The 14107-nt window shown below is 68.4% G+C and carries 16 protein-coding genes; 9 read left to right on the top strand and 7 right to left on the bottom strand.

Annotated features, from left to right (window positions below):
- The first annotated feature begins 32 nt into the window (after nt 1–32).
- Nucleotides 33–1025: an SMP-30/gluconolactonase/LRE family protein gene (locus EV651_RS32600; RefSeq protein ID WP_133789113.1), complete on the top strand. Its 993-nt coding sequence runs from the start codon at nt 33–35 to the stop codon at nt 1023–1025.
- Here EV651_RS32600 and EV651_RS32595 read toward each other — a convergent pair.
- On the bottom strand, nt 1022–2797 hold the full coding sequence (locus tag EV651_RS32595) for a BCCT family transporter (protein WP_133789112.1): 1776 nt from the start codon (nt 2795–2797) through the stop codon (nt 1022–1024). The two genes, EV651_RS32600 and EV651_RS32595, sit on opposite strands and share 4 nt — an antisense overlap.
- A 128-nt stretch (nt 2798–2925) precedes the next feature.
- Here EV651_RS32595 and EV651_RS32590 point away from each other — a divergent pair, with 128 nt between their 5' ends.
- Nucleotides 2926–3786 (top strand): LLM class flavin-dependent oxidoreductase, encoded by an 861-nt coding sequence (locus tag EV651_RS32590; protein ID WP_133789111.1) that lies wholly within the window; start codon nt 2926–2928, stop codon nt 3784–3786.
- Nucleotides 3787–3858: 72 nt separating this feature from the next.
- On the opposite strand, the gene EV651_RS32585 is transcribed toward EV651_RS32590, so the two are convergent.
- Entirely contained in the window at nt 3859–4068 is a 210-nt protein-coding gene (locus tag EV651_RS32585; protein WP_130385526.1) for a cold-shock protein, read from the bottom strand.
- A gap of 435 nt (nt 4069–4503) precedes the next feature.
- Between EV651_RS32585 and EV651_RS32580 the strand changes: the two genes are divergently transcribed.
- On the top strand, nt 4504–4770 hold the full coding sequence (locus EV651_RS32580; protein WP_133789110.1) for a protealysin inhibitor emfourin: 267 nt from the start codon (nt 4504–4506) through the stop codon (nt 4768–4770).
- Here EV651_RS32580 and EV651_RS32575 read toward each other — a convergent pair.
- The 3 genes from EV651_RS32575 to EV651_RS32565 are packed head-to-tail and all read right to left on the bottom strand — an operon-like array spanning nt 4767 to nt 8190.
- Entirely contained in the window at nt 4767–6221 is a 1455-nt protein-coding gene (locus EV651_RS32575; protein ID WP_133789109.1) for a beta-N-acetylhexosaminidase, read from the bottom strand. The genes EV651_RS32580 and EV651_RS32575 overlap by 4 nt on opposite strands.
- Before the next feature lie 42 nt (nt 6222–6263).
- Nucleotides 6264–7013: a fructosamine kinase family protein gene (locus EV651_RS32570; RefSeq protein WP_133789108.1), complete on the bottom strand. Its 750-nt coding sequence runs from the start codon at nt 7011–7013 to the stop codon at nt 6264–6266.
- On the bottom strand, nt 6982–8190 hold the full coding sequence (locus tag EV651_RS32565) for an MFS transporter (protein WP_133789107.1): 1209 nt from the start codon (nt 8188–8190) through the stop codon (nt 6982–6984). The genes EV651_RS32570 and EV651_RS32565 overlap by 32 nt, the downstream gene beginning before the upstream one ends.
- Nucleotides 8191–8238: 48 nt before the next feature.
- Here EV651_RS32565 and EV651_RS32560 point away from each other — a divergent pair, with 48 nt between their 5' ends.
- Both EV651_RS32560 and EV651_RS32555 read left to right on the top strand, forming a co-directional pair.
- Nucleotides 8239–8919 (top strand): CGNR zinc finger domain-containing protein, encoded by a 681-nt coding sequence (locus EV651_RS32560; protein WP_133789106.1) that lies wholly within the window; start codon nt 8239–8241, stop codon nt 8917–8919.
- Between the two features lie 173 nt (nt 8920–9092).
- Nucleotides 9093–9509: a VOC family protein gene (locus EV651_RS32555; RefSeq protein WP_133789105.1), complete on the top strand. Its 417-nt coding sequence runs from the start codon at nt 9093–9095 to the stop codon at nt 9507–9509.
- 46 nt (nt 9510–9555) lie between these two features.
- Here EV651_RS32555 and EV651_RS32550 read toward each other — a convergent pair whose 3' ends face one another.
- The gene (locus tag EV651_RS32550) at nt 9556–10290 is read right to left on the bottom strand and encodes a phytanoyl-CoA dioxygenase family protein (protein ID WP_133789104.1); all 735 of its coding nucleotides are present in this window, start codon (nt 10288–10290) and stop codon (nt 9556–9558) included.
- A 70-nt stretch (nt 10291–10360) separates the two neighbouring features.
- Here EV651_RS32550 and EV651_RS32545 point away from each other — a divergent pair, with 70 nt between their 5' ends.
- Genes EV651_RS32545 through EV651_RS32535 form a run of 3 tightly spaced genes read left to right on the top strand, consistent with a single transcriptional unit; the run spans nt 10361 to nt 12678 of the window.
- Nucleotides 10361–11179: an AraC family transcriptional regulator gene (locus EV651_RS32545; protein WP_133789103.1), complete on the top strand. Its 819-nt coding sequence runs from the start codon at nt 10361–10363 to the stop codon at nt 11177–11179.
- Between the two features lie 45 nt (nt 11180–11224).
- Nucleotides 11225–12067, top strand: a complete 843-nt coding sequence (locus EV651_RS32540) for an oxidoreductase (RefSeq protein WP_133789102.1) — start codon at nt 11225–11227, stop codon at nt 12065–12067.
- The gene (locus tag EV651_RS32535; protein ID WP_133789101.1) at nt 12067–12678 is read left to right on the top strand and encodes a TetR/AcrR family transcriptional regulator; all 612 of its coding nucleotides are present in this window, start codon (nt 12067–12069) and stop codon (nt 12676–12678) included. Before EV651_RS32540 ends, EV651_RS32535 begins: the two co-directional genes overlap by 1 nt.
- Here the strand turns inward: EV651_RS32535 and EV651_RS32530 are convergent.
- Entirely contained in the window at nt 12656–13039 is a 384-nt protein-coding gene (locus tag EV651_RS32530; protein ID WP_166658871.1) for an ankyrin repeat domain-containing protein, read from the bottom strand. The genes EV651_RS32535 and EV651_RS32530 overlap by 23 nt on opposite strands.
- Before the next feature lie 164 nt (nt 13040–13203).
- On the opposite strand from EV651_RS32530, the gene EV651_RS32525 reads away from it, so the two are divergent.
- Nucleotides 13204–14004, top strand: coding sequence for a phosphotransferase family protein (locus EV651_RS32525; protein WP_166658870.1), 801 nt, complete (start codon nt 13204–13206; stop codon nt 14002–14004).
- The last annotated feature ends 103 nt before the right edge of the window (nt 14005–14107 follow it).

The following is a 14107-nucleotide window of genomic DNA, read 5'->3' as shown; positions in this document are numbered from 1 at the left end:
CGGGCGGGTGCAGCGCGCTAGGGTCGGACGCCATGAAGAGCTCGATTGCGCCGCTGCGCTGGACCCCGCCGCCCGCACCGCCGGTGCGGCATCCCAAGGGCATCGACGTCGAGGTCGTCGCGTTGCCCGGCGCCGGCCCCGAGGACACGCTGATCGACGACGACGGCAGCGTCCTCACCGGTCTGTACGACGGCCGCATCCTGCGCGTCAGCGCCGACGGCAAGACGATCAGCACCCTCGCCGACACCGGCGGCCGGCCGCTCGGCCTGGAATGGATGCCGGACGGCAAGGTGCTGATCTGCGACGCGAACCGCGGCCTGCTGACCCTCGACCCAAGCCTCGACGCCGACAATCGGATCACCACCCTGCTGTCCGAGATCGACGGCCGCCCGATGCGGTTCTGCAACAACGCGGACGTCACCGAGGACGGCACGATCTACTTCACCGACTCGTCGACCCGGTTCGGCATCGACGAGTGGATGGCCGACCTCCTCGAACACTCCACGACCGGCAGCGTGTACCGCCGTACGCCCGACGGCGAGGTCACCCGGCTGGCGACCGGTCGCGGCTTCCCGAACGGCGTGGCGCTCAGCAGCGATCGCCGTACCCTCTTCTGGGCCGAGACCGCGATGTACGGGCTCTACAAACTCGACCTCACGACCGAGGGCGCCGAGCCGGTGCGAATCGCGGAGATCCCGGGGCTGCCGGACAACATCGCGCGCGGCTCCGACGGCTTGATCTGGGTCGCGCTCGGGTCGCCGCGCAACGCCGTACTCGACCTGCTGCTGCCCAAGCACCCGGTGCTCCGCAAGGTCGTCTGGTCGCTGCCGGACGCGCTGAAGCCGAAGGCCGCGGACATCATCGAGATCCAGGCGTACGACGAGACCGGCGAACTGATCCACGACCTGCGCGCCAAGCACCCGAACTTCCACATGCCCACCGGCGTCCGCGAACGCGACGGGAGAGTGTGGCTAGGAAGCATCGGCACGAGCTCCCTAGCCACGTTCCCGACGCCGGCCCGTTAGGGCTTAGGCGGCGGGACCTCGCCCCGCGGCTGCGGTGACTCCGGGACCTCGGTGCCGGCGTCGTGGCCGTTACCGGCGACGACGAGCGAGAAGGCCTCGCCGTGGTTGCTGACTCCTTCGATGACCGCAGCCTCGACCGCCTCCGAGCCGATCTCGCTGCGCAACATCAAGGGGTCGGTGCGCAGGTCCTTGGCCAGCGCCACCGCGAGTCCGACCATCACGACCGCGAACGGCAACGCCGCGACAATCGTGAGGTTCTGCAGGCCTTGCAAGGCGTCCGCGCCACCTCCGCCGGCGAGCAGCATGACCGCCGCCACCGCACCGGTCAGCACGCCCCAGAAGATCACCAGCGGCTTCTTCGGCTCGATCGCCCCGCGCTCGGACAGCGTGCCCATGACGATCGACGCGGCGTCCGCACCGGACACGAAGAAGATCGCGACCAGCAGGACGACGATGACCGTCGTGACCGCGCTCAGCGGGATGTGGTCGAGCATGCCGAACAGCTGACCTTCGGTCGTCGACGCGCCGGCGATGTCCGTACCGCCACGCTGGATGTCGATCGCCGTACCGCCGAAGATGCAGAACCACAGCACGCTGACCAGCGACGGCACCAGCAGGACGCCGGTGACGAACTGCCGGATCGTGCGGCCGCGGCTGATCCGCGCGATGAACATGCCGACGAACGGCGTCCACGAGATCCACCACGCCCAGTAGAAGACGGTCCAGCCGGACAGCCAGGTGGCCATCGCGTCGCCACCGCTGGCCTCGGTCCGCGCGGCCATGTCGGCGAGGTCGCGGAAGTAGTCGCCGATCGCGGTCGGTACCAGGTTCAGGATCAGCACGGTCGGGCCGACCACGAACACGAAGACCGCCAGGACGACGGCCAGCACCATGTTGATGTTCGAGAGCCACTGGATGCCCTTGGCCACACCGGAAACCGCCGAGGCCACGAAGGCCGCGGTGAGTACGGCGATCACGCCGACCATGACGGCGTTCCCGGTGTTGTCCAGCCAGCCGAGGATCCGGACACCGGAACCGATCTGCAACGCGCCGAGCCCGAGTGACGCGGCCGACCCGAACAGGGTCGCGAAGATCGCCAACCCGTCGATCATCTTGCCGATCGGTCCTTCGGTACGGCGTCCCAGCAGCGGAGCGAACGCCGCGCTGATCAGCTGCGACCGCCCGCGCCGGAACGTGCCGTACGCGATCGCGATGCCGACGACGGCGTAGATCGCCCACGGGTGCAGGGTCCAGTGGAACAACGTGGTCGCCATCGCCGTCTCGAGGGCCTCCGGCGACCCGCCCTGGACGGTGCCGGGCGGGGGACTGGTGAAGTGCGAGAGCGGCTCGCTGACGCCGAAGAACATCAGCCCGATGCCCATGCCGGCGCTGAACATCATCGCCACCCACGACACGGTCCTGAACTCGGGCTCCTCGTCGTCCCGGCCGAGCGGGATCCGCCCGTACCGTCCGGCGGCGAGCCAGATCACGTAGACCACGAAACCGGAGGCCAGCAGGACGAACAGCCAGCCGGTGTTCTGCTCGACCCATCCGAGGGCCGAGGTGGACGCCGTCCCGAGACCGGCGGCGTCGGCGATGCCCCAGGCGACGAAGGCCAGGGCGATGACCGCGGTGACACCGAAGGTGACGCGGTCGAGTCCGGAGCCGCGACTTCGGCTGCCGGGTGCTGGGGGTGTTGCAATCGCGGGATGGGGTGCGGGGTCCTGGGTGTTTGCTTGGGTGTCTGCCTGGTTGTCGATATCGATCGCCACAGGTAAGTCACGCCTCGCTTAGGCGCGCCTCCGTTCTGTTGTGTCGGGAAAAGTGCCTTACGACCGTGTCGAAGATCGTGGCAAAACGCAACAATCGTGGTTTCGGCCACACTCGGTAGGGTGCGGGCATGCGTTTCGGGATCGCGATTCTGCCGGAGTACCGCTGGCACGACGCCGCGCCGCGGTGGCGGCGAGCCGAGGAGTACGGCTTCGACCATGCGTGGACGTACGACCACCTGACCTGGAGCGGCCTCCAGGACTCACCGTGGTACGGGACGACGCCGACCTTGACGGCGGCCGCGCTCGTCACGTCGGCGATCAAGCTCGGCACGTTCGTCACCTCGCCGAACTTCCGGCACCCGCTGGCGCTGACCCGCGACATCCTCGCGATCGACGACGTGTCGGACGGCCGGTTCGTGTGCGGGATCGGGGCCGGCGGCAGCCTGGACGCGACGATCCAGGGCGGGCCCGACCTGACGCCACGGCAGAAGCAGGACCGCTATCAGGAGTTCGTGCAGCTCCTCGACATGCTGCTCACCACGGACGGCGTCGACTTCAAGGGCGAGTATTTCGAGACGCGCAACGGCCGGACGCTGCCTGGTTGCGTCCAGCAACCACGTGTCCCGTTCATCCTGGCCGGCAACGGGCCGCGCTCGCTCAAGTTCGCCGCCCGGCACGGTGACGGCTGGATGACGACCGGGGGAGCGGGGGACGATCTGGACGGGTGGTGGGCGTCGGTCGCCGACCTCAGCCACCGCCTCGACGACCTTCTCGAAGGCCGCCACCTGGACCGGTACCTGTCCCTCGACTCCAAGGTCTACGCGCTCTCCAGCCCGTCCGCCTTCGAGGACGCCGTCGGCCGCGCCGCCGCCCTCGGCTTCACCGACGTCATCACCCACTGGCCCCGCACCGAGGGCGTGTACGCCGGCTCCGAAACCGTCCTCGAGCAAGTCGCGAGCGACGTCGTACCCCGGTTGCGCCGAGCCTGATTGTCCTGGGGCGGCGAAAGGGCCGCACACCTGGTGGTGTGCGGCCCTCTCGTCAGTGTGCTGGAAGGGCGATCAGGAACCGATCGCGCGGATGTTCTCCGCCTGCAGACCCTTCTGGCCCTGGGTGATCTCGAACTCCACGCGCTGGTTCTCGTCCAGCGAACGGAAGCCCGACATCTGGATGGCGGAGTAGTGCGCGAACACGTCCGCGCCGCCGTCATCCGGGGTGATGAAGCCGAAGCCCTTGTCAGCATTGAACCACTTGACAGTACCGACAGCCATTTGTCTATCTCCTCGATGGCTATTAACAATCCGCGACTCACACCTCATGAGCCGCGCGTCGCCGAAAGGCCCCAGACGACAGACCGGCCATGCAGCACAGCAAAAGTCAGGGAGTCCAAAACTGCAACGCCATAACTGTAGCCGTTCTGCGGCCTGATGGTAGAGGTGACCACAAACACGTGTCGCTGATTGTCGCGACTCGCTACCCTCCGTGCGCGGTCGATTCTGGGCGGCACAGGGCCGGTCCGGGACCGGAAATCCCGCGCCGACCTGCTGTTTCGCGGCCGCGGGTGGGGATGCGACGTTGGCAACGAAGGACAATGGCCCGGTACGCCGGGTGATGGGCGCAAGATTCTGATCGGAGTCCCCGGCGTGTCGCGCGGCTGTGGACAGTTGCACGACAGGCAACGCGGCAGCAACAGCGAGGAGGCAACGATGATCGTCAGCGTGACTCGGAGCGGTGGTTTCGCCGGGCTGACCAAGCAGGGCGAGCTCGACACCAGCGACCAGCCGGACGCCGACCGGCTGGAGGCCGCGGTCCGGGAGCTGGGGGCCAAGGACCTGGGTGCCGGCCGGCCGCAGCCGGACCGGTACGTGTACCGGCTGGTGGTGCGTGACGCCGCCAACGTCACGCACCACACGGTCGCAGAGCAGGACATGGACGCGACCACAGCCTGGCTGCTGGACCGCATCCTCAGTTAGCGCCAGTCGATCTCCGGCGAGCGGTAGAAGTTGACGCCGAGCACCTCCCAGCGCGGCCCCTGCTCGGCCAGCCGGTCGCGGTACGTCGTCCAGTCGAGCGCGGACTCCTGCGACCATCCGAGCTCGGCGATGCCCGGCAGCCGCGGGAACGTCATGAACTCGACCTTCTCCAGATCGTCGAGCGTCTCTGTCCACAGCGGCGCCTCGACGCCGTCGATCGCACTCGCCGGCACGTTGGGGACCAGCGTGGCCGGGTTCCAGCTGTAGGACTGCTCGACGCTGACCAGTCCGGCCCACTGCAGACCGAGCGGCGTCTCCTCGTGGTACTTCATGTCCAGGTACGCACGGTTCGCGGGAGACAGCACCAGCGTCGCCCCCTGCTCCACTGCCTTCTGCGCCAGCACCTGAGCCTTGGGGTCCTCCGTGCCCCAGTACTGCACGACAGTGCCGGCAGGCAGCGACCCGTCGGCGATCTCGTGCCACCCCATCACCCGCTTGCCGTGCTTCACGACCAGCTCGGCGGCCTGGGGTACGAAGGCGAGGTACTCCGAGTGCGGGGTCGAGTGGGCCTCGTCGCCACCGAGGTGCAGGACCTCACCGGGCGTCTGCTCGGCCACCTCCCGGAACACGTCGTCGAGGAACTCGTACGTCACGTCCTTGTCGATGGCGAACGAGCTGAACCCGACCTCGGTCTCCGTATAGAGCTCCGGCGCCTGGTCACCCTTGTTCAGCTCGGGGTACGACGCCAGAGCCGCATTGGTGTGTCCTGGGGTGTCGATCTCCGGTACGACAGTGATGTAGTGCTCCGCGGCGTATTGGACGAGCTCGGCGTACCCCGCCTTCGTGTAGTAGCCGCCCGTGCCGCCGCCGACCTGCAGACTGCCGCCGTACTCCGTGAGGCGCGGCCAGGAGTCCACCTGGATCCGCCAGCCCTGGTCGTCCGAGAGGTGCAGGTGCAGCCGGTTGATCTTGTAGAGCGACACCAGGTCGATGAAGTGCTTCACCTGGTCGACGGTGAAGAAGTGCCGCGACACGTCGAGCATCACGCCGCGGTACCCGTACCGCGGGAAGTCGGAGATCGTCGTACCGGCGATCTCCCACGGCCCCTCCTGCTCGGTGTCGGCCTCGGCCTTGGCGGGGAGGAGCTGGCGGAGCGTGGTGACGCCGCGGAACAGGCCCTCGGCGGTCGCCGCGGTGACGGTCACGCCGGAGGCGTCCGCGCGGAGTTCGTAGCCCTCAGCGCCCAGCGACTCTGTGCTGTCGGTGGACAGCGTGATCGTGCCGGTGCCTTCCTGGACAGGCAGCTCGAAACCGGTCGACCGGCGGAGCTGAGTGGCGAACCGGTCCGCGATCGTTCGGGCGGAGGAGTCGGGGATGCCGATGGTGGCATCGGGCTGCAGCGTGAAGGTCTCGTCTGGGAGCGCCTGCTGCGCCGTGGGCTGCGGAATCATGATCGAAAGTGTTCGCGGCTCCCGGCATTACGTCAAGAGGCTTCAATACCGCTCGGCCGCCTCGATCGCCTGGGTCACGTAGCCTCCGCCGAACAGCACGACATGCACCAGCAAGGGGTGCAGTTGGTGCAGCCCGATCCGGTCCCGCCACCCGTCTCGCAGGGGGTGGGCTTCGTCGTACGCGCGCAGTACGCGGTCCAGCTGCGGTAGCCCGAAGAGCGCGAGCATGGCGAGGTCCGTCTCTCGGTGACCGCCGTGAGCAGCCGGATCGATCAGGTGTACGCCGTCCGGCGTCCAGAGCACGTTGCCCGACCACAGGTCGCCGTGGATCCGGCACGGCTCGTCGGATGGGTCGTCGTACGCACCTGCCTCCAGGCGAGTGCAGAGGCGCTCGATGGCGTCCAGGTGGATGCCCTGGTCGTGGGCGGCCCGCAGGTACGGGCGCAGACGCAGGTTCGCATAGAACTCGCCCCACGACTTCACGGGCTCCAGCGCGTGCGGCAATGGCGCGGTGCCGATGTAGCCGTCGCCACTCCACCCGTCCGGCGGTACGCCGAAGTAGCGGGCGCCGGCGTCATGCGTGACAGCCAACCGCCGCCCGAAGTCCTCGGCTGCGGATTCGGTTGGGGGAGACGTATCCAACCTGGTCGTCGCCAGCTGAGTAGGGGAGACTTGGAGCGGCTCAGCGACCGGCACTCCGCCAGGAACGGCCAGCCAGCGCAGACTGGCCGCCTCGACCTCGAAGAAGCCCGCGGGTGCGTCAGACCGGCTCTTCACAAACGGCGTGGTCATCCCGGCACTCTGGCACGGTCCGTCGCACTCGGACCAGCAAGGGCTCGCTGAGCATGACAAGAGCTGCGGCTGCGGTCAGCAAGCCGCCGACGAGTGCTACCGCCCGCACAGTCGTGGTGTCGATCAGCGCGCCGCCCACGAAGGCTCCGGCGGCGATGCCGACGTTGAACGCCGAGCTGGTCCCGGCAGACGCGATGTCGGTGCTGCCCGGGGCGATCTGCAGCGTCCGGCTCTGCACGGCGACTGCGAGTCCGCTGAACGCCAGGCCGATCACCGCGATCAGCGCGACCGTCACGACCTGCACCTCTCCCAGCGCGTACAGCCCCAACAGGCCGATCGTGATGAGGCCGAGGGGCAGGACGATCGCGCCCCACGGGTACCGATCCAGGACGCGTCCGACGATCACCGTGCCGGCCAGTCCGCCCGCACCGCTGGCCAGCAGCATCGGACCGAGCACCTCGGGCGAGAACCCGGAGATGTCCAGCAAGAACGGCGTGACGTACGTGTTGAACGTCAGGAATCCGGTCACGCCGACAGCGGACGCGATCAGCAGGACGACGTACCGCCGCAGGTCGGGGGAGCTGCCCCGGCGGGACGGGCTGTCCTGCACCTCGGTGCGCGGCAGCAGGACGGCGATCCCGACGCAGGCGGCCGCTCCGAGCACCGTCATCACCACGAACGGCACCCGCCAGCCGGCCTGCTCTCCGAGCCAGGTGCCGAGCGGGATGCCGAGGATCGGCGCCAGCGCCGTGCCGATCGCGAGCCGCGCGACCACCCGGCCGCGAAACTCCGGCGCGAACAGACTGGTCGCGATCGGCGGGGCGATCGACCAGAACAGCGCCTGTGAGAGTGCGATCAGCAGCCGCGCGGCGAACAGCGTCTCGTACGACGGAGCGGCCGCGGAGAGTGCCGTGGCGGCGGTCAGGACCCCGAGTGTGCCGGTCAGCACGAGGCGGCGGGGCAGGTGGTGGGTGAGTCGGGCCAGTGGGATGGACGCGAGGACGACGACCGCGGCGTACCCGGTGACGAGGAGGCCGACCTGGGAGCGGGACCGCTCGAGGTCGTCGGCGATCACGGTCAGCAGACCGATCGGAAGCACCTCGACGGTCACGAACGAGAAGGTCGAAACGCCGAGGAACACCAGTGCGGCGGTTGCTCGGCGGGACGAGAGAGGCATGAGTCACCTGATCCCAGTAAAGGTTCGGACAGTGGTAGCGTCTCATCCATGACCGACAGTTCTCACGCGGAATATCGCATCGTGGGCGGACATCCCGTTCTCGACCTGGTGAACACGGTCAGCCCGCGGCTGCGGGGCGGCGACCCGGAGCGCGACTACCTCACCTCGCCGTCCGAGCTGATCGCCTGGGCGCATCGGATCGGGCTGATCGATCTGCGGGACCACAGCGCCGTCGAAGGCACCTGGCGCTCGGCGCCGGAGCTGGCCGCGAAGGCCCTCAACGCGACGCTGGAGATCCGCGAGGCGGCGTACGACGTGTTCGCGCCGCGAGCGGCCGGTGCTGTGGTCGCGGGCAACGGCGTCAAGCACAGCGAGGGCTCCGCGTTCGAGCGGTTGATGCTGCGCTGGGCGGCGGCGGCCGCGCGGTCGATGCTGATCCCGGATCCGGGCCGGGACCGCGGCATCGCGGAGCTGGTGGTCGGGACGTCGCCGGCGCAGTTGATCCCGGATCGGCTGGTGGTGGCCGCGGTCGAGCTGGTGCGCGGCGTCGAGCTGCGTCAGCTGCGGGCCTGCCCGGTCGAGGACGGAGGCTGCGGCTGGCTGTTCCTCGACCGTAGCCGGAACGGTTCGCGGCGCTGGTGCGCGATGGAGGACTGCGGGACGCGGGCGAAGATCCGCAAGCTCGGTGAGCGCCGGCGTGCTACCGGCGTACAGCGGTTTGAGGGGTAGCGCGCTCGAACCTTCACTGTCAGCGACCGGCTCACTGGCCGAGAACGCGTGTCGAAAGGTGCGAATTGTCCCCGCGACCTGTCATCGTAGGCGGCCGGGCCTTCCGACAAGAGGGCCCTGGCCGGACCGCCAATGATGTGGGCCAAGCTGACAAGATTGATTGTGGAGGACAGATGACGCAGGTGGCAGAGCAGCCGGGCAGTACTGCCGGGCGGCTCGGCTCGGTGGTTCTGGATTGCCCGGACCCACTCGAGCTCGCCCAGTTCTACTCGGCGCTGCTGGGGCTGGAGATCGACGAGAACGGTGACGAGGACTGGCGGAGCCTGACCGGCCCGGGGTCCTCGCTGGGGTTCTCGACGCTGGCCTTCCGGCGCTCGGAGGAGTACGTGCCGGGCACGTGGCCCGGCACCGACGCGCAGGATCTCCACCTCGACCTGATCGTCGAGGACCTTTCCAGCGGGCATGCGACGGTGGTTGCCCTCGGCGCCGAGCCGCTCGATCCGCTGGACCCGCCGCCCGCCGAGAACGCGCGCGGCTGGCGGATCTACGCGGATCCCGCAGGGCATCCGTTCCGGATCTGCCTCGAGTGAGTCACCGAAGAGCCCGCCCCTTTCCCGGGGCGGGCTCTTCACCTGTTCAGGCACCGGCGAACGGGAAGTGCCGGCCCTCGACGTACCGCGGCCGCGGCTGGTAGCTGTTCACCCCCAGCTCACCGCGCAGATGGAACGCGCTCGGGTACGGCGACTCCGGATCGGTGATCCGCGTCGACGTCGGGACGTAGCGGATGGTCAGCCCGCAGCGCCGATGCGGCGACGTGTTCGCGTTGCTGCCGTGCACGATGTTCGGATGGTGCACCTCGACGTCGCCCGGCGCGAGCACCATGTCGACGGCCTGCGACTCGTCGACCTCGACCGCGATCTCCTTGCCGAGCACGCTCTCCACGTCGGTGTTGTCACGCATCCCGGCGACCCCGGAGCGGTGACTTCCCGGGATCACCCGGACGCACCCGTTCTCCGGCGTCGAGTGGTCGACGGCCAGCCAGAGCGTCACCACCTCCATCGGATCGAGCGGCCAGAACGCGGCGTCCTGATGCCAGAGCACCGGCTGCCCGGAGTACGGCGGCTTGGAGATGTAATGGGACGCGAACAGCGCGATGTCCGGCCCGACGAACTTCTCGGCGATGTCGACGAGCCGGTCGTCGCTCACCAGCCGGACCCAGAACGGGTCGTCCTTCAGGTAGATGTGGCCGAGCTGCTCGGGCCGTACGTCGGGATGCCTGGCCTGCAGCCACTCGACATGATCGTTCACTTCCTTGATCAAGTCTTGGTCGATGACGTCGCGGAAGATGACATATCCATCGGTTTCGAACATGCCTCCAGCGTCCGGGTGTGACGCTTCCGAGGACTAGCAGCCGTACGACGAGAATTTGTACTGTCTTGATGTGGAGCAGATCCTGCGCTTCGAGGCGCACGCGTTCGGCCGGCCGTACCACGCGGCGCGGGTACGGATCCCGGCCCGAACCCGCGACACCGAACTGCACACGCACGCCGACTTCCACGAGTTCATGGGAGTCGTATCCGGCAGCGGCGAGCACCTGCTGACCACCGGCGCCGCGCCGCTGCGTGCCGGCGACGTCGTCCTGGTCCGGCCGAGCGACCGCCATGCGATCCGCGGCGCGGCGCCCGACGGTCTGGAGTTCGTCAACGTGGCGTTCCCGAGCTCGATCTGGCAAGGGTTCCTGGACCTGACCCGCACCCCGACCTGGAGGTCCCGGGGCCCAGTCAGCTTCCATCAGCCGGCCGCCGTACCGGTCTTCGAGCACGCCCTCGACCGCTTCCAGAACGCCCCGACCGCCTACGACCTCCTGCGCTTCTGGACCGACCTTCTCGACCTGCTGGCACCAGGAGACCCCAGCGGCTCAGGGATCCCGGACTGGCTGGCCAAGGCGTGTACATCGATGCGCGCCGAGGAGAACCTCCGCGGCGGCGTACCGCGCCTCCTCGAACTCGCCGGGGTCAGCGCCGCACACCTGTCCCGCTCGATGCGCGCGGCGTACGGCGTCACTCCAACCGCCTTCGTCACCGACCTCCGCCTGGAACACGCCGCATCCTTGCTAGCAGCCACCAACGCCACGATCGCCGCCATCGCAGCCCGCTGCGGCTTCACCAGCCAGTCCTACTTCACCCGCTGCTTCACCACCGCCCACGGGCTCTCACCACGAGATTTCCGCCGCCAGTCCCAACGCGCCTTCGTCCCGTAATCTACGTCACGTTGAGAAAAATCGACACCATGTAGAATTTGACGCATGGAGAAGCAGAACTGGCTCATCACCGGCGTCAGCACGGGGCTCGGGCGTGCGTTCGCCCAGGCCGCCCTGACCGCCGGTCACACCGTCGTGGGGACGGTCCGCTCCGCGGAGGACCTGCGTGCATTCGAGCAACTGGAGCGCGCGCACGCCCGCATCCTCGACGTGACCGACGACGACGCAGTCACTCGCGTGGTGGCGGACGTGGAGCAGAGCGTCGGCCCGTTGGATGTTGTCGTCGCCAACGCCGGCTACGGCCTGGAGGGCACCTTCGAGGAAACCCCGTTGGCAGACGTACGCCGGCAGTTCGAGGTCAACGTCTTCGGGGCAGCGGCCACTCTGCAGGCGGCGCTCCCGTTCATGCGTCGCCGCCGCCGCGGACACCTGATGGCGGTCACGTCGATGGGCGGCTTGATGGCCGTGCCCGGTATGTCGGCGTACTGCGGGAGCAAGTTCGCAATGGAAGGCATTCTCGAGGCGCTCGGCAAGGAGGTCGCACAGTTCGGCATCCACGTGACTGCGATCGAGCCCGGGTCGTTCCGCACCGACTGGGCCGGGCGCTCCATGACACGCGCCGGGCACTCCATCGACGACTACGACGAACTGTTCGTTCCGATCCGGGCGGCGCGGCAGAAGGCGAGTGGGAACCAATTGGGCAACCCGGCGAAGGCCGGCGAAGCAGTCGTCCACATCGCGGCGGTCGATCAACCTCCGGCGCACCTCGTCCTGGGCTCGGACGCGCTGCGCCTGGTCACGGCCGCACGTTCCGCCACCGATGCGGACATCCGCGCGTGGGATGCCCTCTCCCGGACGACCGACTTCGCGGAAGGTGCGCAGCTCTGATGACCGGCCGGCGCGCTGTCGAACGCAAAGGCGATGTCCGTGAGCGAGCCATCCTGGACACCTGCGAGGCGTTGCTGGCGGACAAGGGGTACGACGCTATGTCGGTCGGCGACATCGCCCAAGGCGCCGGGATCACGCGCGGCGCTCTGTACTTCTACTTCGGCTCCAAACAGGAAGTCGTCACGGCACTGGTGGCTCGGACCGTCGAACACCTGTGGGAAAGGTCCCGCGTCGCCGCCGAGTCCGACGAGCCGCGCGAGGCCATCGCGGCCGCCATGCAGCGCACGGTCGAGCTGTGGAACGAGCACGGCCTGGTGATGCGGACGGCGATCGACCTGTCGTTGACCGTCCCCGAGATCGGCACGCTGTGGAGCCGGACCGCCGACCTGTTCATCACCGCCATCACCGCAGTCCTCGAACGCGCCGGCGTACCGGCCGGCACCGCACCGGATCAGGCGTCGGCGATGGCTCGTGTCCTGTGCTGGATGATCGAGCGAACCTTCTACCACGCCTCGCAGGAGTCGCCCGTACAGTTGCAGCAGGCGTCCTCGACCTGCGAACACATCTGGCTGCTCAGCGCGGGGCTGATCACAGCGTCTCGAGGTACTTGACTGCCTCGGGCTGCTGGAACCACTTCGCCCAGCCGAGTACGTCGGCCTGGAAATGGCCGTCGGTGATCGACAGATCGGCCCCGCGTTCGGCCAGGAACCGCAGGATCTCCAGATTCCCGGTTCCCGCGGCCAGGTGGGCCGCCGTACGGCCGCTGGTGGTCTTCGCGTTGAGGTCGAAGCCTTGGTCCGCGAGCTGGGGGACGAGCTCCCAGTGGCGTGCGGCCGCGGCCTCGGCCAGCAGGGCCGGGCGCGCGGCGGGCGTCTGAACCGAACCAGGTCGCCGTGCGCTCCACCTGCAGGACGTCGACGAGATGCGCGATCCGCCAAGCCACCGTCGTGAACGGCGGCGGATCCAACGCACCCGCGGCTGTGACGCAGTCCTGACGTGCTGAGCTACAGCAGCATTGCGCCAGTGCCACAAACCCCTCGCTCGGCTCTGCTCGTCACCAGTAGTCTCTTGGCTCGATTTGGAGCGAAGTGCGACCGCCGACGACAGCTCAGATCCGCGACACCTTCGGTGTTGAGGTGGGCGAACTGTGGGCGCATCCGGGCGGGTTCGAAGCGGATGCCTTCACCGACGGTTGCTGGTTCGTAAAACTCTGGCGTCAGCAGCCTGACAGCGACGCCGCACTGGCGCTCACGGCTGAGTTGGCGGCTCGGGGCATCCCCGTTCCCGCCGCGCAGCGAACGCTCGCCGGCTCGTACACCGCCGAGCACCTCGGCCGGGCGTTACGCCTTGTTCCCGTACGTCGAGGGCCGCCAGGCAACGGAGAACGACACCGAGGCGATCGCGCGGGCCATGCGCGCAGTTCACGACACACAGACATCGCCCTGCCTCGGGCCGAGATCCGCGAGTGGTGCATCGAGGCACTGCGCGACCGCCGCGACCACCCTTGGCTCGCCGATCGCCGAGGCGAGATCCTGGCCGGCGTCGATCGGCTCGAGGCGTTGATCGAACGGGCACGCGCGATCGACGTGCCCCACGTGTTATGTCACCACGACCTGTTCCCTCACAACGTCCTCATCGACCGCGACGGTCGCGTCGCATCGCTGCTCGACCGGGATCACGCGATGCTGGCGCCGCGCGAGCACGACCTCTTCGCCGCCTTGTGCGAGACCGGCACTGTGCGCTTCCTGCAGGCCTACGGCGCGGAGCGACTCGACCTCACCCACCTCGAGTACGCCCGGCTCGCCCGATCTCTGCGCGACCTCGCAGTCCGCATCTGCGACGAGGTCGACCTAGAGGGCGTCAAGACGTGGGGCTTCGACGGGTTGCGCCGAGTGGACGCCGACCTTGCGTTCGCCCGACCGTTTTGTGCCTGGTGAATACACGGTCCACGACGTAGCCGCCGCCCCAGATCGTGGCCTATCTGAGAACTTGAGTTCAAGCGAACACATGTTCTAATATGGGCGTTTGAGAGGAATCTCG

The organism is Kribbella sp. VKM Ac-2571, assembly GCF_004362255.1.
Lineage (GTDB): Bacteria > Actinomycetota > Actinomycetes > Propionibacteriales > Kribbellaceae > Kribbella > Kribbella pratensis.
The sequence above is the reverse complement of the archived record's forward strand: the minus strand, read 5'-3'. Positions and strand labels throughout refer to the sequence as shown.